The organism is Desulfofundulus salinus, from assembly GCF_003627965.1.
In the GTDB taxonomy this organism is placed as follows: Bacteria; Bacillota; Desulfotomaculia; order Desulfotomaculales; family Desulfovirgulaceae; genus Desulfofundulus; species Desulfofundulus salinus.
The window spans coordinates 1,456,384-1,483,307 of the sequence record NZ_RBWE01000001.1; the positions used below are offsets into that span (position 1 = coordinate 1,456,384).

The 26,924-nt window shown below is 54.5% G+C and carries 31 protein-coding genes; 24 read left to right on the plus strand and 7 right to left on the minus strand.

The annotated features are described in order from the left end of the window. Positions 1–120 precede the first annotated feature (120 nt). The 10 genes from D7024_RS07450 (at position 121) to D7024_RS07495 (ending at position 9,039) form a co-directional block, all read left to right on the plus strand. Positions 121–1,227, plus strand: coding sequence for a DUF362 domain-containing protein (locus tag D7024_RS07450; RefSeq protein WP_121451215.1), 1,107 nt, complete (start codon positions 121–123; stop codon positions 1,225–1,227). A gap of 281 nt (positions 1,228–1,508) precedes the next feature. After that, positions 1,509–2,405: a site-specific tyrosine recombinase XerD gene (xerD, locus tag D7024_RS07455; RefSeq protein WP_121451216.1), complete on the plus strand. Its 897-nt coding sequence runs from the start codon at positions 1,509–1,511 to the stop codon at positions 2,403–2,405. 17 nt (positions 2,406–2,422) lie between these two features. Beyond that, positions 2,423–3,601 carry a phosphopentomutase gene (locus tag D7024_RS07460; RefSeq protein WP_121451217.1) on the plus strand — a complete coding sequence of 393 codons (1,179 nt, stop codon included), beginning with the start codon at positions 2,423–2,425 and terminating at the stop codon, positions 3,599–3,601. 6 nt (positions 3,602–3,607) lie between these two features. Further along, complete coding sequence (locus D7024_RS07465; RefSeq protein ID WP_121451218.1) at positions 3,608–4,942, plus strand: pyrimidine-nucleoside phosphorylase; 1,335 nt, start codon at positions 3,608–3,610, stop codon at positions 4,940–4,942. After that, a complete protein-coding gene (locus D7024_RS07470; RefSeq protein WP_121451219.1) occupies positions 4,930–5,664 on the plus strand; it encodes a Fic family protein in 735 nt (244 codons plus the stop codon). The genes D7024_RS07465 and D7024_RS07470 overlap by 13 nt, the downstream gene beginning before the upstream one ends. 207 nt (positions 5,665–5,871) lie before the next feature. After that, entirely contained in the window at positions 5,872–6,243 is a 372-nt protein-coding gene (locus D7024_RS07475; RefSeq protein WP_121451220.1) for a NifB/NifX family molybdenum-iron cluster-binding protein, read from the plus strand. Between the two features lie 6 nt (positions 6,244–6,249). Then, complete coding sequence (locus D7024_RS07480) at positions 6,250–7,107, plus strand: ATP-binding protein (protein WP_121451221.1); 858 nt, start codon at positions 6,250–6,252, stop codon at positions 7,105–7,107. Then, positions 7,095–7,961: an ATP-binding protein gene (locus D7024_RS07485; protein ID WP_121451222.1), complete on the plus strand. Its 867-nt coding sequence runs from the start codon at positions 7,095–7,097 to the stop codon at positions 7,959–7,961. The genes D7024_RS07480 and D7024_RS07485 overlap by 13 nt, the downstream gene beginning before the upstream one ends. A gap of 113 nt (positions 7,962–8,074) precedes the next feature. Then, on the plus strand, positions 8,075–8,455 hold the full coding sequence (locus tag D7024_RS07490) for a NifB/NifX family molybdenum-iron cluster-binding protein (protein ID WP_121451223.1): 381 nt from the start codon (positions 8,075–8,077) through the stop codon (positions 8,453–8,455). A gap of 116 nt (positions 8,456–8,571) precedes the next feature. Then, positions 8,572–9,039, plus strand: coding sequence for an iron-sulfur cluster assembly scaffold protein (locus tag D7024_RS07495; protein ID WP_121451224.1), 468 nt, complete (start codon positions 8,572–8,574; stop codon positions 9,037–9,039). Between the two features lie 28 nt (positions 9,040–9,067). Here the strand turns inward: D7024_RS07495 and D7024_RS07500 are convergent, their stop codons facing one another. From D7024_RS07500 to D7024_RS07530, 7 genes are all read right to left on the minus strand, one after another. Then, positions 9,068–9,484 (minus strand): type II toxin-antitoxin system HicB family antitoxin, encoded by a 417-nt coding sequence (locus D7024_RS07500; RefSeq protein WP_121451225.1) that lies wholly within the window; start codon positions 9,482–9,484, stop codon positions 9,068–9,070. A 31-nt stretch (positions 9,485–9,515) separates the two neighbouring features. Further along, positions 9,516–9,710 (minus strand): type II toxin-antitoxin system HicA family toxin, encoded by a 195-nt coding sequence (locus D7024_RS07505; RefSeq protein WP_121451226.1) that lies wholly within the window; start codon positions 9,708–9,710, stop codon positions 9,516–9,518. Positions 9,711–10,041: 331 nt separating this feature from the next. Continuing rightward, positions 10,042–10,614: a manganese catalase family protein gene (locus D7024_RS07510; protein WP_121451227.1), complete on the minus strand. Its 573-nt coding sequence runs from the start codon at positions 10,612–10,614 to the stop codon at positions 10,042–10,044. A gap of 16 nt (positions 10,615–10,630) precedes the next feature. Beyond that, a complete protein-coding gene (locus D7024_RS07515; protein WP_121451228.1) occupies positions 10,631–10,888 on the minus strand; it encodes a spore coat protein CotJB in 258 nt (85 codons plus the stop codon). Positions 10,889–10,920: 32 nt separating this feature from the next. Then, on the minus strand, positions 10,921–11,130 hold the full coding sequence (locus tag D7024_RS07520; protein ID WP_207666904.1) for a spore coat associated protein CotJA: 210 nt from the start codon (positions 11,128–11,130) through the stop codon (positions 10,921–10,923). A 162-nt stretch (positions 11,131–11,292) separates the two neighbouring features. After that, positions 11,293–12,753, minus strand: a complete 1,461-nt coding sequence (locus D7024_RS07525) for a 4-hydroxyphenylacetate 3-hydroxylase N-terminal domain-containing protein (protein ID WP_341466961.1) — start codon at positions 12,751–12,753, stop codon at positions 11,293–11,295. A 200-nt stretch (positions 12,754–12,953) separates the two neighbouring features. Further along, complete coding sequence (locus D7024_RS07530; protein ID WP_121451230.1) at positions 12,954–14,558, minus strand: IS1182 family transposase; 1,605 nt, start codon at positions 14,556–14,558, stop codon at positions 12,954–12,956. 315 nt (positions 14,559–14,873) lie between these two features. On the opposite strand from D7024_RS07530, the gene D7024_RS07535 reads away from it, so the two are divergent. The 14 genes from D7024_RS07535 (at position 14,874) to D7024_RS07605 (ending at position 26,924) form a co-directional block, all read left to right on the plus strand. After that, positions 14,874–15,596: an N-acetylmuramoyl-L-alanine amidase family protein gene (locus D7024_RS07535; RefSeq protein ID WP_121451231.1), complete on the plus strand. Its 723-nt coding sequence runs from the start codon at positions 14,874–14,876 to the stop codon at positions 15,594–15,596. Beyond that, positions 15,589–16,506: a serine hydrolase gene (locus tag D7024_RS07540; protein ID WP_121451232.1), complete on the plus strand. Its 918-nt coding sequence runs from the start codon at positions 15,589–15,591 to the stop codon at positions 16,504–16,506. The genes D7024_RS07535 and D7024_RS07540 overlap by 8 nt, the downstream gene beginning before the upstream one ends. 135 nt (positions 16,507–16,641) lie before the next feature. Beyond that, a complete protein-coding gene (locus D7024_RS07545) occupies positions 16,642–17,811 on the plus strand; it encodes a D-alanyl-D-alanine carboxypeptidase family protein (RefSeq protein WP_121451233.1) in 1,170 nt (389 codons plus the stop codon). A gap of 247 nt (positions 17,812–18,058) precedes the next feature. Further along, complete coding sequence (gene spoIIAA, locus D7024_RS07550) at positions 18,059–18,400, plus strand: anti-sigma F factor antagonist (protein ID WP_207666905.1); 342 nt, start codon at positions 18,059–18,061, stop codon at positions 18,398–18,400. Between the two features lie 12 nt (positions 18,401–18,412). Further along, positions 18,413–18,865 (plus strand): anti-sigma F factor, encoded by a 453-nt coding sequence (spoIIAB, locus tag D7024_RS07555; protein WP_121451234.1) that lies wholly within the window; start codon positions 18,413–18,415, stop codon positions 18,863–18,865. 12 nt (positions 18,866–18,877) lie between these two features. Beyond that, positions 18,878–19,660 (plus strand): RNA polymerase sporulation sigma factor SigF, encoded by a 783-nt coding sequence (sigF, locus tag D7024_RS07560; RefSeq protein WP_121451235.1) that lies wholly within the window; start codon positions 18,878–18,880, stop codon positions 19,658–19,660. A 420-nt stretch (positions 19,661–20,080) separates the two neighbouring features. Further along, positions 20,081–20,275 (plus strand): dodecin family protein, encoded by a 195-nt coding sequence (locus D7024_RS07570; RefSeq protein WP_121451237.1) that lies wholly within the window; start codon positions 20,081–20,083, stop codon positions 20,273–20,275. 121 nt (positions 20,276–20,396) lie between these two features. After that, complete coding sequence (gene spoVAC / locus D7024_RS07575; protein ID WP_121451238.1) at positions 20,397–20,861, plus strand: stage V sporulation protein AC; 465 nt, start codon at positions 20,397–20,399, stop codon at positions 20,859–20,861. 13 nt (positions 20,862–20,874) lie between these two features. Next, positions 20,875–21,888, plus strand: coding sequence for a stage V sporulation protein AD (gene spoVAD, locus D7024_RS07580; RefSeq protein WP_121451239.1), 1,014 nt, complete (start codon positions 20,875–20,877; stop codon positions 21,886–21,888). 10 nt (positions 21,889–21,898) lie between these two features. Then, positions 21,899–22,255, plus strand: coding sequence for a stage V sporulation protein AE (spoVAE, locus tag D7024_RS07585; protein ID WP_121452509.1), 357 nt, complete (start codon positions 21,899–21,901; stop codon positions 22,253–22,255). An 11-nt stretch (positions 22,256–22,266) separates the two neighbouring features. Beyond that, a complete protein-coding gene (locus tag D7024_RS07590; RefSeq protein WP_243113728.1) occupies positions 22,267–23,796 on the plus strand; it encodes a spore germination protein in 1,530 nt (509 codons plus the stop codon). Positions 23,797–23,875: 79 nt separating this feature from the next. Then, positions 23,876–24,865, plus strand: a complete 990-nt coding sequence (locus tag D7024_RS07595) for an acyl-CoA dehydratase activase-related protein (protein WP_121451240.1) — start codon at positions 23,876–23,878, stop codon at positions 24,863–24,865. After that, complete coding sequence (locus D7024_RS07600) at positions 24,865–25,947, plus strand: CoA protein activase (protein WP_121451241.1); 1,083 nt, start codon at positions 24,865–24,867, stop codon at positions 25,945–25,947. The genes D7024_RS07595 and D7024_RS07600 overlap by 1 nt, the downstream gene beginning before the upstream one ends. Then, positions 25,947–26,924 carry an acyl-CoA dehydratase activase gene (locus tag D7024_RS07605; protein WP_121451242.1) on the plus strand — a complete coding sequence of 326 codons (978 nt, stop codon included), beginning with the start codon at positions 25,947–25,949 and terminating at the stop codon, positions 26,922–26,924. Before D7024_RS07600 ends, D7024_RS07605 begins: the two co-directional genes overlap by 1 nt.

Genomic DNA, 26,924 nt, shown 5'->3' on the forward strand with positions numbered 1-26,924 from the left:
CCGTTTTATGTCGTCAAAAAAGGAAATAATTTTTAAAGAAAGAAATTATAAAAAGAATACAACGCCCGGGGTTTTCCCGGGGCATTACCTGCAGCTTAACTGTGATGGAGGGATGAGATTCTGGTAGCTAAAGTTTTTTTTGCCGACATGCGGGCAAAACATAAAGAAAATCTTCTGGATAAGGTGGAAAAGCTCTTTGAGCGCGCGGGAATGAGAGAGCTTTTTGCTCCCAGGGACCTGGTGGCCTTTAAAGTTCATTTTGGGGAGCGGGGTAATACGGGCTATGTGCGGCCCCAGTTTATTCGCCGCCTGGTGAACAAGGTCAAAGAACTGGGTGGGAAACCCTTTCTTACCGATGCCAACACCCTTTACGTGGGCGGCCGTTCAAACGCGGTAGATCACCTGCAAACAGCCATTGAAAACGGTTTTGCCTATGCCGTGGTTGACGCTCCCCTGATCATTGCCGATGGACTTACGGGGAAGGATTACATTAATGTGCCGGTTAATTTGAAACACTTTAAAGAGGTAAAGGTTGGCAGCGCTCTTATTCATGCCGATGCCCTGCTGGTGGTGAGCCATTTTAAATGTCATGAACTCACGGGCTTTGGCGGTGCCCTGAAGAACATCGGCATGGGATCGGGTTCCCGTAGCGGCAAGCAAATGATGCACTCCGACGTACTGCCCAGGGTGAACCCTGAAAAATGTGAGGGTTGCGCCCGTTGTACCCGCTGGTGCCCGGCGGGAGCTATTGCCGTGTCCAGGGAAACTAAAAAAGCAGCGATCGATCAGGAAAAATGTATTGGCTGCGGTGAGTGTACGGTCACCTGCCCGGTGGAAGCAATAGACATTAACTGGAAAACGGAGCCGGAAGCGATCCAGGAAAAGATTGTGGAATACGCCGCCGGGGTGCTCCAGAATAAGAAGGGCAAAGCCGGGTTCATCAACTTTGTGACCAATGTTTCTCCGGAATGCGACTGTGCCAGCTGGACGGACGCTCCCGTGGTGCGGGACATTGGCATCCTGGCTTCCCTGGACCCGGTGGCCCTGGATCAGGCCTGTGCCGACCTGGTGAACGGGGAGAAGGTTTTACCCGGTTGCCGCCTGGAGGGCCGGGAAGTGCAGGACATATTCCGTGCCCTGTGGCCTCAGGCCGTGTGGGAGCGCCAGCTGACCTACGGGGAAGAAATAGGCCTTGGTACCCGGCAATACGAACTGATAAAAATTTAACCCCCGCCACATACCTTCTAATGCACACACCATACCCTTCTACATCCGATTCCAGAGACGGTGCGGCTGTGGTGGAAGGCCGGTTTGCCACGGAGCAATGGCAGTCGGCTTACCATACCTGCACCTTTTTTCACGACCGTTATTAAGGGGACTTCTGGTTTTTGGCCAAAGTCCCTTTTTATGTGGTGACAACCGGTGAGGAAAAACATGGCAATTAGCAGGATTAGTGAGTTTCCCGTGGAAATAGAAGGGGTAACAATGTGCAACGGGGGCGATGTGCCTTGCAGGCATTAATTGGCAGTTTTATCCATTATCTGGCGGTGGAAAAGGGGCTGGCCCGAAACACCACGTCTTCCTACCAGCTCGATTTAAATCAGTACTGGCTTTTTTGCCAGTCCCAGCGGTTGGATCCCCTGGGGGAGGGACGCAGTGCCGTAATGGCTTATTTGCTCAAATTAAAAAAAGACGGACGGGCTCCAGCCACCATTTCCCGGCACCTGGCGGCTTTAAAATCTTTCTACCGTTTTCTGGTTCAAGAAGGAGTCATTTCTGCCGACCCTACCGCTAATCTGGAATCGCCCCGCCTCGCCCAGCGGTTGCCGAGGGTATTGACCACCGAAGAAGTAGACAGGCTTCTGGCTCAACCCCGCACATCCTCGGCCACCGGACTGCGGGATAAGGCCATGCTGGAGCTGCTTTACGCCACCGGCCTGCGGGTGAGTGAACTGGTTTCCCTGGATCTGGCCGATGTTAATCTGGAACACGGTTTTGTGCGTTGCTTTGGGAAAGGATCCAAAGAACGGATTATCCCCCTGGGTTCTGTGGCGGCCTTTTATGTGTCCGAATACCTCACCCGGGCCAGGGGTAAACTAACCAGAGGCACCAATACCCCCGCTCTGTTTGTCAATCAGCAAGGCCGCCGCCTCACCCGGCAGGGATTCTGGAAGATTATTAAAAAATATGCCCGCCAGGGGCGAATTACCAAGGTGATAACCCCCCACGTCTTACGCCATTCCTTTGCCACCCACTTGCTGGAAAACGGTGCCGACCTGCGCTCTGTTCAGGAATTGCTCGGTCACGCCGATATTGCCACCACGCAAATTTACACCCATTTAACCCGCACCAGGCTGCGGGAAATTTACGACCGCACCCATCCCCGGGCACAACTGGATGGATAAAAAGGAGTTGATCTTACTTGGCCGCAACCATCAGCCGTCTTACCCTTATTGTTCTTGACAGCGTGGGTATCGGGGAGCTTCCCGACGCCGCTCAATACGGGGATGCGGGCAGCAATACCCTCGCCAATACTGCCCGGGTCGTGGGAGGACTCAATTTACCCCACCTGGGCCGGCTGGGCCTGGGAAATATTGTTCCCATCGAGGGAGTTCCCCCGGTGGACCGGCCCCTGGCCGCTTACGGGCGGATGGCTGAGGCTTCCGCCGGCAAGGATACTACCACCGGCCACTGGGAAATTGCCGGTTTATTGCTGGAACGACCCTTTCCAGTCTATCCCAACGGCTTTCCCCCGGAAATAATCAAGCCCTTTGAGGAGCGCATCGGGCGGCCCGTATTGGGGAATAAAGCGGCCTCCGGTACGGCTATCATTGAGGAACTGGGCCCGGAGCACATGAGGACCGGGTATCCCATTGTTTATACCTCGGCCGACAGTGTGTTTCAAATTGCCGCCCATGAAGAGATTATTCCCGTGGAGGAATTATACCGGATGTGCCGTATTGCCCGGGAGTTGCTCACCGGTGACCACGCCGTAGGGCGGGTTATTGCCCGGCCCTTTGTGGGGCGGCCCGGTGCTTTTAAGCGCACGGACAGGCGGCGGGATTTCTCCCTCCTTCCGCCGGGACCCACCGTTTTAGATTTGCTTTTAGAAAACGGATTTCCTGTTCTGGCCGTAGGCAAAATTGAGGATATTTTTGCCGGCAAAGGCATTACCGAAGCCGTACATACGGAAGGTAATATGGACGGGGTGGATCAAACCCTTGCCTGCATGCGACGCCTGGAGCGGGGGCTGATTTTTACCAACCTGGTAGACTTTGACATGCTTTACGGTCACCGCAACAATCCCCGGGGGTATGCCGGTGCCCTGGAGGCTTTTGACCGGCGCCTGCCGGAAATTTTGCATGCCACCAGACCCGATGAGGTGCTGATTATCACCGCCGATCACGGGTGTGATCCCACCACCAGCAGTACAGACCACAGCCGGGAATACGTACCTCTTCTGGTTTACGGCCACAGGGTGAAACCAGGGGTAAATCTGGGGACTCGCAATACTTTCAGTGACGTGGCCGCCACTGTGGCCGAGCTTTTCGGACTTTTCTATCCGCGGGGAACCAGTTTCGCCCGGGAAATATTGAGGTGAAGAATTGTGCGCATGTACGATATTATCCTGAAAAAACGCCAGGGATTCGAGCTCACCACGGAAGAAATCAACTTTTTTGTCCGGGGATATACGGCTGGGGAAATACCCGATTACCAGGCAGCAGCGTTATTAATGGCCATTTTCTTCCGGGGACTTAATTCCCGGGAAACGGCGGACCTCACCCTGGCCATGGCCAGTTCAGGAGAACGGGTCGATCTTTCCGGCATTCCTGGATGCAAGGTGGACAAGCACAGTACCGGCGGGGTGGGAGACAAAACCACCCTGGTGCTGGCCCCCCTGGTGGCTGCCGCCGGGGTATCCGTGGCCAAGATGTCCGGCCGGGGATTGGGCCACACCGGCGGAACTGTGGATAAGCTGGGGTCCATTCCCGGTTTTAAGGTAAACCTTACTCCGGATGATTTTATACGCCAGGTCAGGGAAGTTGGCGTGGCGGTGGTGGCCCAAACGGGCAACCTGGTGCCGGCGGATAAGAAGCTCTACGCCCTGCGGGACGTGACGGCCACGGTGGACAGCATTCCCCTGATTGCTTCCAGCGTGATGAGCAAAAAAATCGCCGCCGGAGCCGATGCCATCGTCCTGGATGTAAAGGCGGGCAGCGGAGCCTTTATGCGTTCCGTGGATGAGGCCTCTACCCTGGCCCGGGCCATGGTAGCCATCGGCCGCCAGGCAGGCAAAAAGACTGTGGCCGTGATAAGCGATATGGACCAGCCTCTGGGCTTTGCCGTGGGCAACGCCCTGGAGGTGCGGGAGGCCATTGAGACCCTGTCCGGGCAGGGTCCATCCGATTTGCGGGAGCTGTGTCTCGTGCTGGGCGGCCACATGCTCGTCCTGGCCGGTGCGGCAACGGATGTAGAGGAAGGGATGAACCGGCTGGCTGGCTTGCTTGAACGGGGACGGGCATTGGACAAGTTCCGGGAGATGGTTAAGGCCCAGGGCGGTGATCCGCGGGTGGCGGATGAACCGGATCTGTTACCGGAGGCCTCATACAAAGAGCAGGTGAAGGCGCAGGAAGATAGGTATGTGGCAGCCATCCATGCCGAAAGAATTGGCCGGGTAGCCATGCTTTTAGGGGCCGGCCGGAAGACCAGGGAAGACACCATCGACCCGGCAGTGGGAGTAGTGTTGCACAAAAAGGTGGGCGACCGCGTCAAGGTGGGGGACGTCCTGGCCACTTTGCATGTAAACAATCCGGACAATCTGGCCACAGCGCGGCAGCTAATCGCCGGAGCCTTTACCTTCAGTTCCAGCGCACCCGGGGTAAAAAAGCTGATCCACGGGGTGGTTGGCCTTCAAGGAGTCGTGTATCAATGTTTGAGTTAATAGACCAAAAAAAGAAAGAGCTGGATGCCTTAAGGCCCTTTCCTCCTGCCGTTGCCGCCAGGCTGAGGGAATTTTACCTCGTGGAGTGGACCCACCACTCCACGGCCCTGGAAGGAAATACTCTGACTCTAATGGAGACGCGGGTGGTTCTGGAAGGCATTACCGTGGGAGGTAAAACGCTGCGGGAACACCTGGAGATCATTGACCATAAAGATGCCATTGAGTACGTTGAGGAATATGTCCATGAGGACATTCCCTTAACGGAAACATTTATCAGAGATGTTCACCGCCTCGTGCTTAAGAGTACCTTTCCGGATGCGGCCGGACGCTACCGTACGGGTAACGTGGTTATTGCCGGGAGTAAACACAGACCCCCTGAAGGGTTCCAGGTGCCAGCCTTAATGAAGAATCTGGTTGAAGATTTTAATACCAGATGGTCAACCAAACACCCTGTGGAAAGGGCAGCCTGGCTGCACTGGAAACTAACGCACATTCACCCCTTTGTGGATGGCAACGGGCGGACGGCCCGGTTGCTGATGAATTTTATTTTCATGCGGGAGGGGTATCCACCCGTAGTTTTCAAAAAAGAGGAGCGGGAGCGCTACCTGACCTCTCTGGAGGAGGCGTCGGTGACCGGTAATATGATGTCCTTTCTGGAGTTGGTCAGGGATGCTTTGCTGACCTCCCTGGAGACATTTTTAAGTGTGGCTCGTTCCTCATGATGAAGGAGATGGCTTTTTTAAGCGAGCAGTGGAAGGGCTTTTTTTCGGTTAAAGAGAACTTAAACATAGATGGGGCTGCCTAGAGTGGGTGAAAAAACCCCGGCTCTACCAGTAAGTGGGGGCCGGGATTTTTTATTTTTTATTGACATTAGTCTGAAACAGGAATAAAATAGTTTTGGACTTTAGCTCATTACAGGAGGGAATCCGATGAAGGTGGCTGTTTGCGCTCAGGATAACCACATTGATGCCCGGGTAGACCCTCGCTTTGGTCGCTGCCCGTATTTCATTGTGGTAGACCTGGACAGCGGAGACTGGGAAGGGGTACAGAACACGGGAACACAGTCCAGTGGGGGTGCCGGCGTTCAAACGGCACAATTGCTGGTCAACCGGGGCGTCAATGTGGTACTGGTGGACCGTATTGGACCCAATGCCATGGAAGTGCTCGGCAGGGCAGGGATCCAGGTATATGGGGGAATAAACGGTACGGTAAGCCAGAGCCTTGAAGCCTACCGCCAGGGGCGGTTGACCCTCCTCAGCCGGGCAAACTCCCCCAGCCATGGCGGTATGGGAAGGGGTTAGAATTTTATGATCATTGCAGTAGCCAGCGGCAAGGGGGGGACGGGTAAAACTTCAGTGGCCAGCAGCCTGGCCCTGGTGGCGGCGGAAAAAGGAGAAGTATTGTTCCTGGACTGTGATGTAGAAGAACCCAACGGTCACATCATGCTTAAACCGCGCTGGCACAAAAAAGAAACGGTGCGGGTTCCGGTACCGGAAATCAACCGGGAAAAATGTACCTTATGTGGCAGGTGTGCGGAGGTTTGTGCCTTCCATGCCCTGGTCGTCCTCCCTCAGGAGGTTATGCTTTTCCCCACCATGTGCCACGGCTGCGGGGGATGCTGGCAGCTCTGCCCGGCCGGAGCCATTTCTCCCGGGTGGCGGGAAATAGGACAGGTTGAAGAAGGTTCAAGCGGGAAAATTGGTTTTGTTCACGGCCGGTTAAATGTGGGTGAGGCCATCAGTCCTCCTCTCATCCAGGCAGTCAAGGAGCGAATTCGACCGGACATATTGAACATAATCGATGCACCGGCGGGAACCTCCTGCCCGGTAATCCGGGCAGTGAAAGGAGCCGGCTTCTGCCTCCTGGTTACCGAACCCACGCCTTTCGGACTTCATGACCTGAAACTGGCATATGAAATGGCCACCCAGCTGGGGGTGCCCTGCGGAGTGGCTGTTAACCGTTCAGATGGAAATGATAGCCTCATACGCCGGTTCTGCCACAATAATAACCTCCCCCTGCTTTTCCAGCTGCCCCAGGACCGGGAAGTGGCCAGGGGATATGCCCGGGGCATTCCTGCTGTTGAGGTACGCCCTGAGTGGAAGGAGCACCTTTTAGCCTTACTGGCCTTTTTAGAAAAAGGGGGTTACGCCCGGTGCGCGAATTAGTGGTGCTCAGCGGGAAAGGAGGTACGGGTAAAACCACCGTCTGCGGGAGCCTGGCCGTACTGGCTTCCAATAAGGTGATGGCAGATTGTGATGTGGACGCGGCAAACTTACATTTACTTCTGGACCCTGTGTTGAAATCCTCCTCACCCTTTTACGGCTTGAAAAAAGCCACGATCAACCAGGAAAAGTGCCTGGGGTGTAATCTCTGCCTGCATTTATGCCGGTATGATGCCATCGGTCCCGGATCTATTGTGGATCCGGTTCTCTGTGAAGGATGTACCGTTTGTTATCACGCCTGTCCCTGCGGGGCAGTGGAAATGATAGAGCATGTAGCCGGTTATTTATTCCTGTCCGATACCCGTTACGGTCCCCTGGTACATGCGCGGCTGGGTATAGCCGAAGATAATTCGGGGAAACTGGTGGCGGCGGTGCGCAAAGAAGCCCGCCGCCTGGCAGAGGAAGAAAAAAAAGAACTGATCATTACCGATGGTCCACCCGGTATAGGCTGTCCCGCCATTTCTTGCTTATCGGGAGCGGATCTGGTCCTGGTAATAACCGAACCCACTTTTTCCGGAAGACACGACCTGGAACGGGTTCTGGAACTGGCAAAACATTTCGGATGCCGGACTGCAGTTTGCATCAACAAATGGGACCTGGAGCCTGAAAACACCCGCGAACTGGAGTCGCTCTGCAACCGGCATTCCGTTCCGGTGGCAGGGTACCTGCCCTACGACGAAAGTGTAATGGAGGCAGTTAAAAGCGGCCGGCCGGTCATCCAGGAATGTTCCGGCCCCATGGCAGAGGGAATGCTTGCTTTATGGGATGAACTTAAAACCCTGTTGGAATTGAGGTGAAGAAGCTATGACCCAAGACCAGGCAAAGTGCAGTACCTGTAAAGATTAACATACCCATTCTGGGTCTGGTGGAGAATATTAAGAAAAAAAATAGTAGAGGAGCGTGAAGGAGCATGAAAATTGCCCTCCCCAACGACCGCGGCCAGGTTAACCAGCATTTCGGCAGGAGCGAAGAATTTGTTATTTTCGAGATGTCCGGCCAGGAAATTAAAAGCCGGGAAACAGTATCCACCGCCACCCTGCAGCATAACCACGAAGGTCTGGCCGAACTGTTTAAAAACAAAGGGGTTGATGTATTAATTCTGGGCGGCGTAGGACCCCGTGCCATACAGGCGCTGCAGCAATACGGCCTGCAGGTGATCACCGGTGCCAGCGGTAACGTGGAAGAGGTGGCCCGGGCCTATGCCCGGGGGGAACTGGTCAGCCGGGGGTCCATATGTGACCACGGCCACGGTCACGGTAGTCACTGTCATCACGGGCCGGGCTGCCATTAACAGGTTCCAGGCTCTTGATAGATCTTGATTTAAATGCGGTTAAGACAAACAGGAGGGCTTGTGCCCTCCCTAAACTTTATGCATAAAGGTCCAATGATTTCAGGGGGGACTATCAAATGAGTTTTGATCTGGATAGATTGGCGGAGGAACTCCAGAAAAAAATCTGGTCACAATTCAGTGATGTAGTTATCGATCATGCCAACAATCCCAGGAACATCGGGAGCATTGAAGATGCAGACGGGTATGCCAGCGTTACCGGCTTATGCGGCGACACGATCCAGATCTGGCTGAAGGTAACGGATGGGAAAATTGGTGAAATTACCTTTTGGACTGACGGCTGCGGCACCACCATCGCCGCCGGTAGTATGGTTACCGAACTGGCCAGGGGTAAGGCTCTCCCTGAGGCCTTGCAGATCACACCTCGTGACGTGCTGGATGCTCTGGGAGGACTGCCTGAAGAAAGCGTGCATTGCGCTTTTCTGGCGGCAAACGCCCTGCATGAAGCTATCAAAGATTACCGGAAATCTCAAGCCGGCCATTTCAATGGCGGCCCACAGACCAGATCGGGGGCCGAGGGTAAATAAAGAGGAGGCACCCGGCTGGACTGAATGCCTATTGCCTGTGGCGTCCCTCCAATCCAAGGTACTCTTTGAGCGCTGCTTGAAGTACTTGGGAAAAATTAACTTTTCTTTCTTCGGCCATGTCGTTTAGCCACTTGGGAATGGTCAGAGTTTTTTTAACAGCCTTTTCTTCCATCCTGTCGCGAAATGGTGGCATCCAAACTTCGATAAGCACAATAGCTTGGTTGGGCTCTGCCTTGATTTGGCTAATTTTGCTTGGCTCAGGGATGGCCATGCCCTCCTGTTCCATGCCGTACAGGTGGAGTGCTAATGCTTCTTTGGCCATGTGCAGGGCCTCTTCTTCAGTATCGCCGCAGGTAATGCATCCAGGAAGGTCGGGAAATTCGACTGAAATGCCGTCATCAGCATAATCAAAGATTGCTGGATATATATATCTCTCTTTTACCATTGTTAGATCCCCCTTACGAGGATATAGATTTTTACGCCTCTATCTCCGCTTGCTTAAAGATGCTTTTCACTGTTTTGGCTGGCAGGCTTTTCTTTGGGTGGGGGACGGTAACCAGCCCCTTTTTTATTGGATGCTTGAATTGGTGGTGGCTTCCTGTTACTCTGACTAACTGCCAACCGTCTTGCTTCAGTATGGTTATGATTTCTTTTGAGGAGTATGTTTTCATTGCCTTCTCCCCTTTGAGCAGATTATAACACGTATAACTATACGTTTCAATTGGGTGCTGCCTTTTTTACACAATGTTCAACCTGCTTGGGGAAAAGATGGTCAGTATTGGTGGCCAGGAGTGAAAAATTAGCCGCAAAGGGCCATGGTGGATGGCTGGCGGCCCAATGAATAGGGCCCTGAGTCACGCCTACTGGCGGACTCAGGGCCTGCTCAGTCCCGAATGCTATGAAGCAATCAGTCATGCTTGGCGAACTGCCGGATGCGGATCCGCATGACCGGTGGCGGTAGAGGACGGGGGTTAGCCGCTCCCTCCTACTCGATTTCTTAAATTAAAACACCTTTTTCCGGGTCAACTCCTCCTGGACGTCAACCAGCGCCTCGCCGAAACGCTGGAAGTGCACCACTTCCCTTTCCCGCAGGAAACGCAGGGTATCCTTGACGCCGGGGTCGTCGGTCAGCCGGATCAGGTGTTCGTAGGTGGTGCGGGCCTTCTGCTCCGCCGCCATGTTTTCATGCAGGTCGGTGACCGGGTCTCCGGTGGCCTGGACGTAGGCGGCCGTCCAGGGTACCCCGCTCGCATCCACCGGGTAGACCGCCCGGTCGTGTTCGGCAAAATAAGCTCCCAGATCTTCCCGGCGCAACTGTTCCGGGGTGGCACCCTTCATCAGGCGATAGATCATGGTACCTACAATTTCCCAGTGGGCCAGCTCTTCGGTGCCAATGTCCGTGAGCAGGCCTCGAGCTTTATTCGTGGGCATGGTGTAGCGCTGGGTTAAATACCTTACGGCAGCCGACAACTCGCTGTCGGGCCCGCCGTACTGGGCCATCAGATACCTGGCCATGCGCAGGTCGGTCTTATAGACCCTTACTGGATATTCCAGCTTTTTTTCGTAAATCCACATCCTCTCCAGTCCTTTCTTAAAATTGAATTTCCCAGGGCCAGGGATCTTCAACCCAGCGCCAGGGGTATTCGCTGGGCGAAAAGCCATAAGATACCAGCGGACCGTACATGCGCTCGTAATGGGCCTTCAGCTGGTTCAAGCGCTCGGTAACCAGGTTGTAATCATTTAAAGGCTCCTGTTCAGTGGGATGGGTGTCCAGGTAAAGGGTCAACTCTATGGCTACGAATTCTAATGCCATAATGTCATGCAGCAGTTGTAACCGCCTCGAGTCCACTTGTTTTCCTCCTTCCAGGGGGAAGTTACATTTTAATAGGGGTAGGGGCTGTAAAGTTCAGGGAAAAAGGTGCCTTTTTCCAGAGCTTCCGCCGGACTGTAAGTTCTGCCGTAACGCTGGGGGGGTACATAGGCCTGCGCCAACCGTAGCGGGGGGTAAAAGGCAGTGGTATGGGCGACCAGGGGAGCGTCTGCGGCGGCTGCTTTTACTTCCTGCTCTGGCGTTTTTTCGGGAGTGGTCATTCTGACAAGCCTCCTCTAAATGGTATAATATGAAAATCTTACTAATACAGTATGTTATGTCAGCAGATAATGACACCGCAAAAAGTGTAATACTTTTAGCTTCTTGTCCACAATGATGAGCTACTGACAAAAGCCCCCGGCGGGTGGCGCCAGGGGTTTTTGTCATTCCGCAATGCCGGCTAGGTTTTTGGCCAGCTTTTTCTTTTTTTCCAGGTCGGTGAGGGCGAACAGGGCCATCTTTTGGGCCTGGGGAGACCCGGCCCCGTGCCACGTGCCTGCGCCGTGCAGGCCGGCGCACCAGTTTTGAATGAACTTGGCTATGCGCAACCTTAACTCGGCAGGTGCGGCCGCCTTCATGAATTTCCTGATGTACTGGGCCGTTTCTGGATTTTCCAGTTCCAGTTCCGAGGGCATGGTCACGGCCATACCACCCCCAATATCCCCGGCCCATTTCATGATTTCCCAAAACCCGTCAGCTACGGTAAGCTTGGCCACATTGCCAAAGACGTCGTCCGGCTGGTAAAATCCAGAACCCGCCGGTTCTTCCCGGCCTTTTACGGCAGCAGCTATGGCACAGGCGTAACAGGTTTCCCTGACCCGGATCATATCGGTAATTTTTTCGACAATGTGCGGGGCTTTATGGACACCCGAATACTCTGCCGCCAGTTGAGACGCTCCAATGATCAAATCCGCAAATCCAACTTTGCAGGCACCACCGCAATTCATGCGGTGGGTTTTGGCAAAGCGGGCAATCAGTTTGCCGGTAAATTGGGTTTCACCGCACAGGAAGACCCTCTCCCAGGGAATAAATACGTTTTCAAAAACCATAGTACAGGTTTCCCTCTGGCCGTACAGGGGATTACCCAGGTATTTAATATCCGGGATCACTTCCCGTTCGGCTGTAAAGGGAGTGTACTGGCTGATATAGGTGATGCCGGGAGCGCCGTTGGGAACCGCAAAGGCTACGGCAAAGTTTTCCTCCCCGGGGCGCATGGCCATGGTCGGGATAACCACCGTTTCATGGCACCCGATAGCCCCGCTCTGGCTTACCTTGGCACCCCGCACCACAATACCGTCGGAACGTTTTTCCACCACGTGGACATAAACGTCCGGGTCTTCCTGTTGCGCCGGACGCCTGGTTCTTTCTCCCTTCGGATCGGTAACGGCACCGCTTACGGCCAGGTCATTTTCCTGCAAGTATTTAAGGTAGTTTATAAACCGCTGGTGATATTCCGTTCCCAGGTCCCGGTCCATTTCCCAGGTGACACCCGCCAGGGCGTTGAGTGTATCCGCCCCCACACACCGGTAGTTGCATGTCCCCAGCACCTGACTGGTTAAAAGGGCCATCTCGGCCCGCATTTCCAGGTCATGGATACTCTGGGCAATGTGCAGGCAGCGGCTGACCCGTTCACCGGTATAAGGCGATATGGCTGTCATAATCTCTTGATATTGCGGGTCTTCTGCCAGTTCATACACCCGCGCGTTGGCCCGGACTACAGTCATGGTAGTGGGGTTTTCTAAGAGATTCACCTGCTTGCCTCCCAGAAATATCCTGGGGCTCAGATCTTTCATGCTTTCCATGTATTCTGCCGCTGTTTTCAATGCAAAACACCTCCATGCCAATCCCAGAGGGGATTGAATTTTCTAGGAGCCTGTTGCAAAATAGTCTCTTTTTTCTGCTGAAAAGCCACTTGCAAAAATTTTGGATTACAATTAATGGTAATCTGTCATAGAAACAGGCTTAAAACATGTTTGAACCAGCTAATAACCATTTGTTTTACGGGTATTTTCCTTATTTTACCTGTATTTGGGCAGACTACCCCCTATCCACTAGCCAGGACCGGTGTAGTGCCATTTATTGCCATATCGTTATGGGGAAAAGCAGCAGTTACTTTTTGATTAAGCAACTTCCAGTAACGTTTAAAGTTAACCACAGTGGCAACTAAAAGCGCCTGCAGGGTTACTTTGGCCAGACCAAGATAACGAGCTTTTCGCAGGCCATGCATCACCATTTCCGCCTGCTTTCTCTCGATCTTGCAGCGTTCGGGATATTTACCGGCAAACTCCTCGGTTTTTTGAAAGGCCCGACCCTCCTGGAGGTAGCGTTCGTAGGCATTTACCGTGACTGTCCGTCTACCCTTTTTGTTTCTGGTACACTGGTTTAATAAAGGACAGTTTTGGCACTGTTCCGGGGAAAAGAGAAATACTTTGAGCCGGCCCGTTTTTTTGTCATAGATTTTTTCAGGTGCGATTTGACCGGCTGGGCAGCGGCAGATCTGTCTGTCCAGGTCAATTTCAAAAGCCGATTTGGGGAAACAGCCATCTTTCCCGATTCCTTCGGGGACAGGGCTGATCACTTTAATCTGGCGGGTGGCCATTTCTTCCCTGACCCTGCCCGTGCCATAAGCAGTGTCAAAGATCGCTTCCTCTGGCCGGCGCTCTTCGGGTTGCTGGTCGACAAGCGCAAAAGTTGCCTCTGAATCGTGGGTGTTCCCGGGGGTTACGGTAACGGCGGTGATAAATTCACTTTCTTTATCTATGGCGGTATGGCTCTTGTAGCCGTCAAAGAGCCGGGAGTGAGACTTTCTTCCGTGGCGCATTTCGGGATCAGTGGTGGAAATGACCCGGTCCTTGGCCACCCCCCGTTTTATGGTTACCGAGCCGTCTTCCTTTTGTTCTATATCCTGGGTGGCTACCGTCAATAGGAGGTCTTTTAATTCCCTTTCTTTACAGGATAATTCCATCCCCTCCGTTGCGCTAATAATCGTTAAGGCATCCTGGTAAAGCTGGTTTAACAGCCTTTCCCGTTCGGCGGGGTCTTCCCAGTTGATTTTGGGTTTGCCCTTGCCCTGATAATTAAGATTCAGCCTCAATTCCGGGAAATCAGGGCGTTTTTTCAGGGCGCTCAAAAGTTTTCTTATGGCCAGCCGGATTAAAGTGTAGGTGTCCTGGACCGCTCCGGCACCCAGGACGTAGGTGGAGTCCATGATCTGTTGAACACATTTAGCGGGAAGCAACCCTTTGGCTTCCGCCGCCTTCAGGATTTCTTCAAAAGCGGCGCGTTCTTTCTTGTTCAACAATAACCTGGCCCGAAACCGGCACAGGTCGGTATGGTCAAATCCTGCTTCCCCCAGGGAAAGGTTCAGTGCTACTTTCCAGCGCAGGTCGTATAAAGCACGTTGTTCCGCTTCCCGGTCTGATACCCGGTCGTGAAACTGCAGCAGGAGCACCTTGACCAGGCGGCTGGGTGGGATGGACGGACGTCCGCAGGAGGCATAGCAGTCGGCAAATAGTTCGTCCCGGAAGATATCGTCAGCCTGAGAGAAGCCATAGTAAAAGCTGTCTTCGGGAACGAGGGGCTTTTGCTCCCAGGCCTGCAGGACGTCGATGTTCGTAAATTTCAATTGTTGTTTTTGGCGGCCCAGCATTTCAAATTACCAACCTCTATCTAATGATACCTTAGATATTCGACAAATTGCTGGTCAATTCCTTCTAAATGGAAAATCTTATGGTTTTTCCGTTAGATTTTTGTGGGTGGTAAGGAGTTTTGCAACAGGCTCCTAGAAACCTGATTCATAGCAAGAACAAGACCAGGTTACAAAAGCGCTCAACAAATCCCGTGGATGCGTTATTTGTCAGAAACTAGATCCTCCCAGGGCTTATAAATTTTATAGGGATTGTAAACCTTAAGTGACAGCCGGCAAAATTACCGGATCCGACATTAGTTGCCGAGGTGGGAACCCGTGTTACATCCTGCGCCGAAAAGTTTTACCCACATTATGGTCATGGCAGTTATTTTTTGCCTGTTTTATCGGGTGGCGGTTCCATTAGAAGCAGCTCCTTCCAGTAACATCCTGGCCGGACGCGTGATCGTAATTGATCCCGGCCATGGTGGGGACGACCCCGGGACGGTGGGATGTCATGGCATTGTGGAAAAGGATGTGGCTATGGAAATCAGCCGGCGGGTGGCGGATGTTTTCCGGCGGACCGGGGCCCGGGTGGTGCTGACCAGGGATGGGGACCGGGAAACGGCGGGTCCCGGGGAAAGCGGTGGGGAAAGGATAGAAGCCCACGATTTGGCCCGCCGGGTGGAGCTGGCCAACAAATGCGGTGCCCATCTTTTCCTGAGCATTCACTTAAATCATTTTTCCGAGCCCGATGAATACGGGGCACAGGTATTTTACCAGACCGGTTCCCAGGAAAGCCGCAAACTGGCCGAGGCCATCCAGGCCGAACTAAACAAGAACCTGGTGGATTCGGGGCGCCAGGCTTTGGCCGGCGATTTTTACGTCTGCCGCAACTCCCGCATGCCGGCAGTAATAGTAGAAGTGGGGTTTTTAAGCCACGAACGGGAATCCCGGCAGCTAACCGATCCCGCCTATCAGGAACGGGCTGCCCGGGCCATCCTCCAGGGTGTGGTCAATTACTTTCAGGGCGACAGGGGGGAGGTGAAACAGCATGGTTAACATTTTCCGCCTGGTGGTTTTTTTGCTCGTTTTAAGCCTGGCCGCCGGTCCCGCTGCCGCTGCAAGTCATAGTGTCCCGGTGACCGGGAGGCTTTCCAATCAACCGGTACGGAATATTGATTACTCACCTTTAAAAAAGCAGATGGAAAAATTTGTGCGCGAAAAAAAGTCCACCTTTGCCATTTATTTTGAGGATCTGGCCTCCGGCGCCAGTTTCGGCATTAATGCCGACAAACCAATGGTGGCAGCCAGCACAGTCAAACTGCCCATGGCCCTGTATATAAACCATCTGGTGGTGCAGGGTAAAATGCACTGGCACGACCGGGTGAGTTACCGCAAGGCCACCGATTACGAAGACGGTTCTGGAGTGCTGCGTTACGAAGCCAGGGACGGTGATACCTATTCCCTCCGCTTGCTTACCAATCTGGCCATCACCATCAGTGATAACGTGGCCTTTCGCATGCTGGCCAGGCACGTGGGCCGGCCGAATTTTTATGCCTATATGAAGGAACTGGGTGGCCGCACGGTCTATCCAGGAGGTAAAAATTTGACCACCGCCCGGGATCTGGCCACCTATGTCAAGGCCACCCTGGATTTCGCCCGGCGCTATCCGCAGGAAGGCCAGCGCCTGCTGGATGATCTGGCCCACCCGTCTTTTCATATTGGCTTACCGGGACTGCTTCCGCACCAGGTCATGGTGGCCCATAAGGAAGGGGATTTAGATGGGGTAGCCAACGACTGCGGGGTGGTTTTTGGCCGGCGGCCTTACATCCTGGTGGTTTTGTCCAGCGGGGTAAAAGAGACCCGGGAGGGTTTTGCCGACATCGCCCGCTTAAGCAAGATGGCTTACGATTTTCAGGAGTCCCTCCCGGCAGCTGAAATATTCCCATTATACCAATCACCGAAATAGACACCCATGACGCTTTCAGCGTCACCAACAAAGGATGAAAATCGCTGCCGTTTTGCACGTAAGCGAACGGAGCGAGCGCGTGCAAACGGCGGGCAATTACTATTTTCAGGATAAGGGTAAGGAGGTTTGCACTAAATGTTCGCCCGGAAAATCCTCAGTACATTGTTGATTTGTTTATTTACCCTGGCTTGTGCCTTACCGGCCTGGGCGGTGAAAGAGAAGGAGGAAGGCACCAGCGGCGGGCTGGATACTACCGCCGAATCAGCGGTGCTCATGGAAGACCATACGGGCAAAGTTTTATGGGCCAAAAATCCCGATAAGGAATTACCCATGGCCAGTGTGACCAAAATCATGACCCTTCTTTTAGCCGTAGAAGCCGTGGAACAGGGCAAGGTCAGCCTGAAGGACCGGGTGGTGGCCAGTGAGAACGCGTGGGAGATGGGCGGCTCCCAGATTTACCTTGAACCCGGGGAAGAATTCAGTTTCGAGGAAATGCTCATTGCCGTGGCCGTAGGATCGGCCAATGATGCCAGCGTGGCCGTGGCCGAGCATATCCTGGGGAGTGAAGAAGCCTTTGTGGAGGCCATGAACCAGCGGGCCAAACAACTGGGCTTAAAACACACCCACTTTGTCAACTGCACCGGCCTGCCGGCTGAGGGCCATTACACATCGGCCTACGATATGGCGGTTATTTTGCGGGAATGTTTAAAATATCCCCTTTTCCGCCGCATCTCGTCCATTTACGAATATGATTTGCGGGGCGGAAAGTTCAAGCTGTGGAATACCAACAAGCTGCTCAAGTGGTATGAGGGTGTGGATGCGGGCAAGACGGGGTGGACCAACGAGGCCAAATATTGCCTGGCTTCTTCGGCGGAACGGGACGGCCTGCGGTTGATTGTGGTAGTCCTGGGAACGCCCGAACCCAAAAGCCACTTCCGGGAATCCATCAAGCTGTACAAGTATGGCTTTGCCCGCTACAAGGCGGTAAACATCTTCCCTGCGGGTGCTAAAGTAAAATCCCTGCCTGTAAGCAAGGGAGTGGTGAATAAGCTGGATGTGGTGACAAAAGACCGGGTTACCGTGGTGGCGCCCAAAGGGGAGGACCGGGGATTCACCACCCACCTGGAACTGCCCTCCCACGTAACCGCTCCCGTGACCAGGAGGCAGCAGCTTGGCTACTGTGTGGTGAAAAAGGACGGGCAGGAAGTGCTGCGGGTGCCTTTAGTGGCCCGGTACGAAGTTAAAAAGGCCAGCTTGCTGCAGCAGATCAAAAAGGTCTTCACCCGCCTGCACGGCGTTCGCTAAAACAAGGTGCCCCGGGATAAGGGGCACCTTAAAATTTGCATTTCGACAGAATGTATGGTAACATTTAGCAGGAGAATCCCACCCCAACGTAGAAGTTATGAGTCAAAACCTGAGTTATCCTCAGTTTTAAGAGCGTGATTTAGCTCGAAAGCGAGCGACTTGAGCCAAGCGGAAGACCAAACTTAGCGAAATTGAGGACAGAGGCGGGTTCACTGGATATTTACCCAAAACACGGCAGGAGTGATCTATGGTGGAACTGGACCTGGAAACCAGGCAGGATACCCTGTTTGTCCGGCCGGAAGGGGAGCTGGACCTGGGGGTAGCCGATTTTCTGCGCAATGCCCTGGAAGAATCTTTAAATAAAAACCCGGTGCGTCACCTGGTGTTTAATCTAAGCCGGGTCTCTTATATTGATAGCTCCTGTTTGGGGGTTATCCTTGGCCGCTACAAGCGCCTGGCCAGGGAAGGGGGCAGGGTTTCGCTGGTGGGCCTGCAGCCCCATGTGCGGCGCATTTGTGAGCTTTCGGGGCTGTTGCGGATCATGGGCGAGTATACCACGGAAGAGGAAGCTGTAGCCAGGGCCGGGTGAGGGGGGATTACCATGAAAGTGATTAACCAGCTAAAGATGGAGTTTTTAAGCCTGCCGGACAACGTAGCCTTCGCCCGGGTGGCCGTGGCCGCCTTTGCCTCCCAGCTGGACTTTACCTTAAACGACCTGGAAGAAATTAAAGTAGCTGTTTCCGAAGCGGTGGCCAATGCCATTGTCCATGGTTATGAAAATTCCCCGACAGGTATCGTACGGGTGCTCGTCACGTTGCTGGAAACCGGGGTGGAAATCCGGGTGGAAGATAACGGCAAGGGCATTGCCGATGTAAAAAAGGCGCTGGAACCGGCCTATTCCACCGATCCGGAACGGATGGGACTGGGGTTTGTGTTTATGCAGTCCTTCATGGACCGCCTGCATGTGGATTCCGGCCCGGCCAGGGGAACCCGGGTAACGATGATTAAAAACATTAACCGGGGTGCAGCAGCGGCTTCCCAGGGGGGTCATTGAGGTGACTGCCCCATGAGTACGCGATTAGTGGAAATGAATTTACCCCGCTTCCCCCTTTTGGGCGATGAAGAGATACGGGAACTGCTGCGCCGCGCCCGGGCCGGGGACAAGGCTGCCCGGGAAAGGCTCATCAACTGTAATTTAAAACTGGTCTTCAATCTGGTCCGGCGCTTTCAAAACCGGGGTTACGAACTGGAAGATTTGTTCCAGATTGGTTGCATTGGCCTGATGAAGGCCATAGATAAGTTCGATCTAAACTACGACGTTAAATTTTCCACTTATGCCGTGCCCATGATTGTGGGGGAAATCCGGCGCTTCTTGCGGGATGATAACCCCGTGAAGGTAAGCCGGTCGGTGAAAGAAACCGCCTACCGCATCCAGCAGGCCCGGGAGCGCCTTACCGGGCGGCTGGGCCGGGAGCCCTCGGTAGGGGAAGTGGCTGCGGAGTTGGGGATTTCCCGGGAGGATGTAGTCACCGCCATGGAAGCGGCTCAGGCGCCTACCTCCATCTACGAGACCCTCCACCAGGATGATGGCGATCCCATATACCTTCTGGATCAGCTCCGGGATGGAGGGGAAGGGGAGATGCCCTGGCTTGACCATATTGCGGTGAAGGAGTTGCTCATGTCCCTGCCCGAACGGGATAGAAAAATCCTCATGTGGCGTTTTTTTGAAGACAAAACCCAGGCAGATGTGGCCAGACAGCTGGGTTTGTCCCAGGTACAGGTATCCCGGCTGGAACGCCAGGCTTTAAAAAAGCTCAAGGAAATGATGCAACCCGGGGAGGATGGTTAACCCCCGGGTAACTGTTCAGTAAAACCGCTACCACCGGCAGGTGCCGCGTTGTCCAAAGCGAACGACTTGCGAAGCGCTGGTAACAGCACCCGGCGAAGCGAGGGTAACCGGACTGTGGCGCGAAACCAGCGGCACCGAAATGTAGCTTTAGAAAAGGTAACTTACTAAAACGACAAAAAGATGAAAGTAAGATACAACAGCCATGCCGCATTTGCAGCGCCGCCAGTTCGGTCCGAAGCGAGCCGCGGTGCTGTCAGCGCGGAGCACTGGAGTGAGCGTGGACAACGCGGCACCATAGCGGGATCACTGAACATTTACAACCCCTGGGTCTTTTTATTGTTTCTTGCCCGCATAAAACTCTCTTTCATCGTAGATAATAGCCTTAGTTGTTAAAAAAGTTTATCAAAGGGGAGTGACTTTATGCATATTAGGGTTTCGGAATTAGTAGGTGAGTCGCCCAACGGATGGAAAGCCGCAGTTCAGGCGGCCGTGGACGAAGCCTCCAAGACCATCAACGATATTGTGGGCGTGGAGGTGGTCAACCTGACCGCCAATGTGCAAAACGGCCGGGTTGTCGAGTACAAGGCCAATGTAAAGATTGCCCACCGGGGCTAATCACAAAAACGGGACACCACCCACGGGTGTCCCTTTATATTTCTTAGCGTTTCAGGGCTCCCTCCCGGGCGCATAATTGTCTGGTTGGGAGGAAACCATAACAACCGGGGGTGAGACTCTGATGGCTGAGGTGAAAGATTCTCAACCGCTGGAAATACAGAAAAAAGAATATCAAAAGATGGTCCAGGAGGTTCAACCGCGGCCTACCGTGGGCCGTAACGTTTTCTGGGCTTTTGTTGTGGGAGGGCTGATCAGCGTTTTAGGGCAGTTATTTTTGAACTTTTTCCAGGCCCGGGGGCTGACCTTGCAGGAAGCGGGAGCGGCCACGTCCACGGTACTGGTTTTTCTGGCCGCTCTGTTCACCGGGCTGGGGGTATACGATGAGATTGCCAAACTTGCCGGTGCCGGTACAATAGTGCCCATTACTGGCTTTGCCAACTCCATGGTCGCTCCGGCCATGGAATACCGGGGTGAAGGACTGGTCCTGGGAGTGGGGGCAAGGCTTTTCACCGTTGCCGGACCGGTGCTTGTTTTTGGCATTGTGACAGCCTGGTTAGCTGCACTTCTGTACTATTTCTTCCGGTAAGGAGGTGGAGCCTTTGCCGGCACCCAAAAAAAACGGGCTGCAAACCGTGTGGTTTCAAAATCCACCGGTAATCATCTCTACGGCCACCATTGTGGGAAGTAAAGAAGGCCAGGGGCCTTTGGGGCATACCTTTGACAAAGTGGTGGAAGACAACTATTACGGGGAAAATACCTGGGAAAAAGCAGAGCGGCGGATGCTCAAAGAGGCCATGCAAAATGCTATCCAGCGGGCCAACCTGCAACCCCAGAATATTGACTACCTGCTGGCCGGTGACCTCTTGAACCAGATTATTAGTGCTGATTTCGTCGCCAGGGATCTGGGCATTCCCTTTATCGGCCTTTACGGGGCCTGCTCCACCATGTATGAAGGCCTGGCCCTGGGGGCAATGCTCATTGACGGCGGTTTTGCCGAATATGTGCTGGTGGGGGTATCCAGCCATTATTCTACGGCCGAAAGGCAGTACCGTTACCCGACGGAGCAGGGTACCCAGCGCCCCCTGTACGCCACCTGGACGGTAACCGGGGCGGCGGCGGCAGTACTGGCCCGCCAGGGTAACGGCCCGGTGATTACCCATGCTACCATCGGTAAAGCAATTGATTTGGGCCAGGGGGACCCCATGAACATGGGGGCGGCCATGGCCCCGGCAGCTGCCGATACCATGGCCCGTCACCTCATGGATACCCAGCGGCAACCCGATTACTACGATCTCTTTATCACCGGCGATTTGGGAACTTACGGGCGGGAACTCGCTCTCAAACTGATGCAGCAAAAGGGTTATGACATTTCCACCCGGTTCAGTGACTGCGGAGTCCTGATTTATTCCCCCGAGCAGGACGCCCATGCGGGGGGCAGCGGCTGCGCCTGTGCGGGTGTGGTCACCTGTGGCTACCTGATGCAGGAAATTAAAGCCGGCCGCTTAAAGCGTATCCTGGGGGTGGCTACCGGGGCTCTGCTCAGCCTCTGCAGCTACCAGCAGGGAGAGACCATTCCCGGCATTGCCCATGCCGTGGTCATAGAAGGACGGTGATTTGAAAAACATGATTTTTTTAAAGGCGTTTCTCGTGGGCGGTCTGTTATGTGTGATTGCCCAGCTCCTGATGGATCTGACCAGCTATAAGGTTACCCCCGCCCACGTGCTGGTAGGTTTTGTTACCGCAGGAGTTATTTTAAGCGCCCTGGGGTTGTACCAGCCCCTGGTGAACTGGGCCGGGGCTGGGGCTACGGTGCCCTTAAGTGGTTTCGGCCACCTGCTGGCCCAGGGAGCCATCGGCGGGGTAAAACAAAAGGGAGTCCTGGGGGCCTTTTCCGGAGGGGTGGCCGCTACGGCCGCCGGTATAACCGCAGCGGTCGTTTTTGGTTACCTGGCCGCCCTGGCCTTCCGACCAAAAGGATAGGAGTGAATTTCATGAGCCAGCAGACGGCAGACGTGAGCCAACAGGCAGCAGATGCCAGCAATAAAACGCCGGTGAAAAAACGGCTGGAAGAGAATACGGAATTCCTGAAAAAGGCTCTGGGAATAGGGGAAAGCTACGATGTTATCCTGCGGGAATTAAACATTGGCGGGGTCAAGGCAGCCCTTATTTTTGTGGACGGGCTGACCAACGATCAGATTTTTACCCTTATTTTGGAGCACCTGGCGGAACTGGAACGGGAAGGGATGACCATCAATACCTTCCGCAAGCTTTTTTACCGCCACATTCCCTTCACCGAAGTCAGCCAGGTGGAACACCTGGAGGACGTGGTGGAAAAGGTGCTTTCCGGCCCCCAGGCACTGCTTATTGACGGGGAAGAGAAGGCCATTATCATTGACGTCCGAACTTATCCCGTGCGCCAGCCCGAAGAGCCGGATCTGGAAAGGGTGGTACGGGGTTCCCGGGATGGTTTTACCGAAACGCTGGTTTACAACACCGCCCTCATTCGTCGCCGTCTCAGGGACCCCAGGCTGCGCATGGAAATCCTCCAGGCGGGCAAACGGTCCAAAACCGATATAGTTATTTGCTTTTTGCAGGATGTGGCCAATCCGGATCTGGTGGACAGCATCAAGGAAAAGATTAAAAACATCGACATTGATGGGCTGCCCATGGCGGAAAAAGCGGTGGAGGAATTAATTACTCCCGGCAGCTACTGGAATCCCTTCCCCAGGGTGCGCTACACCGAGCGGCCCGACGTGGCCGCCATCCACCTGCTGGAAGGACACGTCCTGGTGCTGGTGGACACCTCTCCCAGTGTGGCCATTGTCCCCGCTACCTACTTTCATCACCTGCAACATGCCGAGGAATACCGCCAGAGCCCGGCAGTTGGGGTATGGTTGCGGGCGGTACGCTTTGTGGGGGTGGCCGTGTCCATCTTCCTGTTACCCCTTTGGTTTTTAGCCGCCCTGCATCCTGAACTGTTACCACCGGCTTTGAAGTTCATCGGCCCCAAAAAAATTGGAGCCATTCCCTTGATAATACAGTTTATTATTGCCGAGTTTGCCGTTGATATGGTACGGCTGGCCACCATCCACACCCCCACGGGCCTGTCGGTGTCCATCAGCTTGATTGCCGCCCTGCTTATAGGCGATATTGCCGTTTCCGTGGGTTTATTTGCCCCCGAGGTGATTTTGTATACGGCGGTAGCCGCAACCGGAATCTTTCTTACCCCCAGTTACGAACTCTCCCTGGCCAACCGCCTGGTGCGCCTGTTCTTGCTGGCGGCAGTGGCTGTGGCCGGCCTGCCCGGCTTTATCATCGCCATGCTGGTAACCTTTGCCTTTCTGGTGGCTACCAGGTCCTTTGGCATCCCTTACATGTGGCCCCTGATCCCCTTTAACTGGACGGCCATGAAGAAAGTGCTGGTGCGTTCCCCTGTGCCGATAGACAACATCCGCCCCAGCATCTTAAAACCCCGGGATAAATACCGGCAGGCCATACCCGAACCGGCCCGGAAACGGTAAGCCCCCGGCCGGGGGCTGTTTTATTTTTTTTCCGTTGGGCCATAATAAGAGTATTGTTACACCGGAAAGGAGTGAACCCATGACCCTTAAGGTAGGTATACCCAGGGCCTTGCTCTATTACTACTACTTACCTTTGTGGCGTACCTTTTTTGAAGCTCTGGGGTTGGAAGTGGTTATCTCAAGGCCAACCACTAAAACTATTTTAGATGCCGGTTTACAGAACTCTGGGGATGACGTATGCCTGCCGGTACGGTTAGCCTTTGGTCACGTGCTTGATTTAAAAGACCGGGTAGACGTACTTTTTTTGCCCCGGCTGGTAAGTATAGCCCGGCGGGAATATATATGTCCCAAGTTCCTGGGCTTTCCCGATATGGTCCGGCACGGGATTTCAGGGCTGCCGCCCCTCATAGATCCAAACCTCAACCTTTACCGCAAGGATAGCCCCTATCCTTTCTTTGTTGCCCTGGGCCGCAACTTTACCAGTAACCGGCTCGCCATTTACCTTGCCTACCGCCGGGCCATGCACGCCCAGGTCCGCTATGTGCAGCTGTTGGAAAGAGGGCTTTTCCCGGAACAGGCCCTGGCGCTACTGTACCAGGGAGTTGCGGAAGGGCAGGAATCGGGTGGCGGTGGCCCGACGGTGGCTGTAATCGGCCATCCGTACAATATTTACGACCCCTATATCAGCATGAACCTTTTGAGCCGTCTTGCAAGGAGCGGGGTACGGGTTTGTAGCGCCGATAACCTCCCGGAAACCCTCATCCGGGAACAGGCCGCCAGGCTGCCCAAGCATCTTTTCTGGAGCCTGGGACAGCGCATGATCGGTGCTGCCTGGCACTACCTGCAGAGCCCGGATGTGGACGGCATCATCCACGTGGCTTCCTTTGCCTGTGGCCCCGATTCCCTCACCGGGGAACTGATCTCCCGGGAGGTAAGGCGCCGGGGTAAGCCCTTCCTCAACCTGACCCTGGACGAACATTCGGCAGAAGCCGGGGTGGTGACCCGCCTGGAAGCCTTTTTGGACATGATGGAACGCCGGCAGTTTCTTCCAGTAAGGGAGAGTGTATAATGAAGGTTACCTTTCCTCACATGGGACATATGTGGATCTGTCTTTCGGCCATGCTGGAATACCTGGGGGTGGAGGTGGTGGTACCGCCGCCTTCCAGCAAACGCACCCTGACCCTGGGAGCCAGGCATGCCCCCGAATTTGCCTGTTTACCCCTTAAATTAAACCTGGGCAATTTCATGGAGGCCAGTGAACTGGGGGCGGACACCATTCTCATGGCCGGTGGGTGCGGGCCCTGCCGCTTTGGCTACTATGCCCAGGTGGAGCACGCCATCCTGGAAGACCTGGGTTACAAATACCGCCTGGTGGTGATGGAACCTCCCCAAAAACATGTGGGGGAGCTGCTTTCTAAGATCAAATATATCACCGGCCACAGTTCCTGGTGGGAAGTGGTACGGGGTATTCGCTTCGGGTACCAGAAGGCCCGCATGGTGGACGAGCTTGAAAGACAGGCCAATTACCTGCGTCCCCGGGAGATCCACCGGGGCAGCACCGATAAAGCGTTCAAACGGGCCCTGCAGGAAATCATCGCCGCCAAACACCCGCGGGATTTGCCTCAAGCCGGGGAACGGGTGCGCAAGATCATGGCCCAGGTGGTTATAAAGCCCCGGCCGGTTCTGCGCGTGGGTATCGTCGGTGAAATCTTCACCCTTTTGGAGCCCTTTGCCAATTACGATCTGGAAAGGAGGCTGGGCTACCTGGGTGTGGAGACCGACCGGTCCATTTATTTGAGCGAGTGGATCAACGATCACCTTTTCCTGGGCCTGGTCAGAGGGCTGCGCAGCCGCAAGGAGGCCTGCCAGGCGGCGCCTCCTTACTTGAACCATTTTGTAGGAGGCCACGGACAGGAAACCGTCGGTAGCACGGTCATGTACGCTAAGCAGGGCTATGACGGCGTAATCCAGCTCCTGCCCTTTACCTGCATGCCCGAAATTGTGGCCCACAGCGTGCTGCCCAGGTTGAGCACCGAGCTGGGCATTCCCACGTTAACCATCACCGTAGATGAGCAGTCCGGGGAAGCGGGGCTGGTGACCCGCCTGGAGGCTTTTATAGATTTGCTGGCCAGAAAAAAAGGGGTGGTATAATGAAAGGATACCTGGGCATCGATGTTGGTTCCGTAAGCACCAACCTGGTCTTTATGGATGAAAACGGTAAAATCAGGGAAGCCATTTACCTGCGCACCCGGGGGCAGCCCATTTTTGCTTTGCAGGAGGGATTGCGGCAGCTGGCCGAACGCCTGCCCGCAAATACTATTGTCCGGGGGGTAGGCACCACCGGCAGCGGCCGTTTTTTGGCCGGGATAATTGCCGGGGCCGATGTGGTAAAAAATGAAATTACCAGCCACGCCGTGGCTGCCTCCACCCTGGTACCGGGAGTGCAGACCATCCTGGAGATTGGGGGCCAGGACTCCAAAATCATTATCCTGCGCAATGGCGTGGTGACCGACTTTGCCATGAACACTGTTTGTGCCGCAGGCACCGGCTCTTTCCTGGACCAGCAGGCGGCCCGGTTGAATATTCCCATCGAAGATTTCGGTGAACTGGCCCTGAAATCCACCGTTCCAGTACGTATAGCCGGTCGTTGTGCCGTTTTTGCCGAGTCGGACATGATCCATAAACAGCAGATGGGTTACAGCCTGCCCGATATCCTGGCCGGTTTGTGTGAGGCCCTGGTCCGCAATTACCTGAACAACGTCGGCAAGGGTAAAGAGATTCTCCCCCCGGTTGTCTTTCAGGGCGGAGTAGCGGCCAACGCCGGTATGCGGCGGGCCTTCGAACAGGCCCTGGGCCTGGAAGTACATGTACCCCCCCATTATAACGTGATGGGGGCGGTGGGGGCGGCCCTTTTAGCCCGGGAGAAAATGGCCGGCGGAGGAACCAGCCGGTTTCGGGGATTCGGGGTGGCTAAAACCCGCTTTAAAGCCGGGGGCTTTGAATGTGAAAATTGCCCGAACCTGTGCGAAGTGGTGGAAATCACCCGTGAAGGCGAAGTTATTGCCCGCTGGGGGGATCGTTGCGGCCGATGGTCCGGCTCCCTGGGGTATCAAGAGAACGCCGTTTAA

Bases quoted from the DNA above. Each gene is read 5' to 3' on its own strand.
- spoVAE (WP_121452509.1), top strand. From the start codon at position 21,899: ATGATTTTTTTAAAGGCGTTTCTCGTGGGCGGTCTGTTATGTGTGATT.
- spoVAC (WP_121451238.1), top strand. From the start codon at position 20,397: ATGGCTGAGGTGAAAGATTCTCAACCGCTGGAAATACAGAAAAAAGAA.
- D7024_RS07545 (WP_121451233.1), top strand. From the start codon at position 16,642: ATGTTCGCCCGGAAAATCCTCAGTACATTGTTGATTTGTTTATTTACC.
- D7024_RS07595 (WP_121451240.1), top strand. From the start codon at position 23,876: ATGACCCTTAAGGTAGGTATACCCAGGGCCTTGCTCTATTACTACTAC.
- D7024_RS07570 (WP_121451237.1), top strand. From the start codon at position 20,081: ATGCATATTAGGGTTTCGGAATTAGTAGGTGAGTCGCCCAACGGATGG.
- D7024_RS07540 (WP_121451232.1), top strand. From the start codon at position 15,589: ATGGTTAACATTTTCCGCCTGGTGGTTTTTTTGCTCGTTTTAAGCCTG.
- D7024_RS07520 (WP_207666904.1), bottom strand. From the start codon at position 11,130: ATGACCACTCCCGAAAAAACGCCAGAGCAGGAAGTAAAAGCAGCCGCC.
- D7024_RS07510 (WP_121451227.1), bottom strand. From the start codon at position 10,614: ATGTGGATTTACGAAAAAAAGCTGGAATATCCAGTAAGGGTCTATAAG.
- D7024_RS07495 (WP_121451224.1), top strand. From the start codon at position 8,572: ATGAGTTTTGATCTGGATAGATTGGCGGAGGAACTCCAGAAAAAAATC.
- D7024_RS07475 (WP_121451220.1), top strand. From the start codon at position 5,872: ATGAAGGTGGCTGTTTGCGCTCAGGATAACCACATTGATGCCCGGGTA.
- D7024_RS07590 (WP_243113728.1), top strand. From the start codon at position 22,267: ATGAGCCAGCAGACGGCAGACGTGAGCCAACAGGCAGCAGATGCCAGC.
- sigF (WP_121451235.1), top strand. From the start codon at position 18,878: ATGAGTACGCGATTAGTGGAAATGAATTTACCCCGCTTCCCCCTTTTG.
- D7024_RS07490 (WP_121451223.1), top strand. From the start codon at position 8,075: ATGAAAATTGCCCTCCCCAACGACCGCGGCCAGGTTAACCAGCATTTC.
- D7024_RS07470 (WP_121451219.1), top strand. From the start codon at position 4,930: ATGTTTGAGTTAATAGACCAAAAAAAGAAAGAGCTGGATGCCTTAAGG.
- D7024_RS07600 (WP_121451241.1), top strand. From the start codon at position 24,865: ATGAAGGTTACCTTTCCTCACATGGGACATATGTGGATCTGTCTTTCG.
- D7024_RS07605 (WP_121451242.1), top strand. From the start codon at position 25,947: ATGAAAGGATACCTGGGCATCGATGTTGGTTCCGTAAGCACCAACCTG.
- D7024_RS07500 (WP_121451225.1), bottom strand. From the start codon at position 9,484: ATGGTAAAAGAGAGATATATATATCCAGCAATCTTTGATTATGCTGAT.
- spoIIAB (WP_121451234.1), top strand. From the start codon at position 18,413: ATGAAAGTGATTAACCAGCTAAAGATGGAGTTTTTAAGCCTGCCGGAC.
- D7024_RS07505 (WP_121451226.1), bottom strand. From the start codon at position 9,710: ATGAAAACATACTCCTCAAAAGAAATCATAACCATACTGAAGCAAGAC.
- spoIIAA (WP_207666905.1), top strand. From the start codon at position 18,059: ATGGTGGAACTGGACCTGGAAACCAGGCAGGATACCCTGTTTGTCCGG.
- D7024_RS07480 (WP_121451221.1), top strand. From the start codon at position 6,250: ATGATCATTGCAGTAGCCAGCGGCAAGGGGGGGACGGGTAAAACTTCA.
- D7024_RS07530 (WP_121451230.1), bottom strand. From the start codon at position 14,558: ATGCTGGGCCGCCAAAAACAACAATTGAAATTTACGAACATCGACGTC.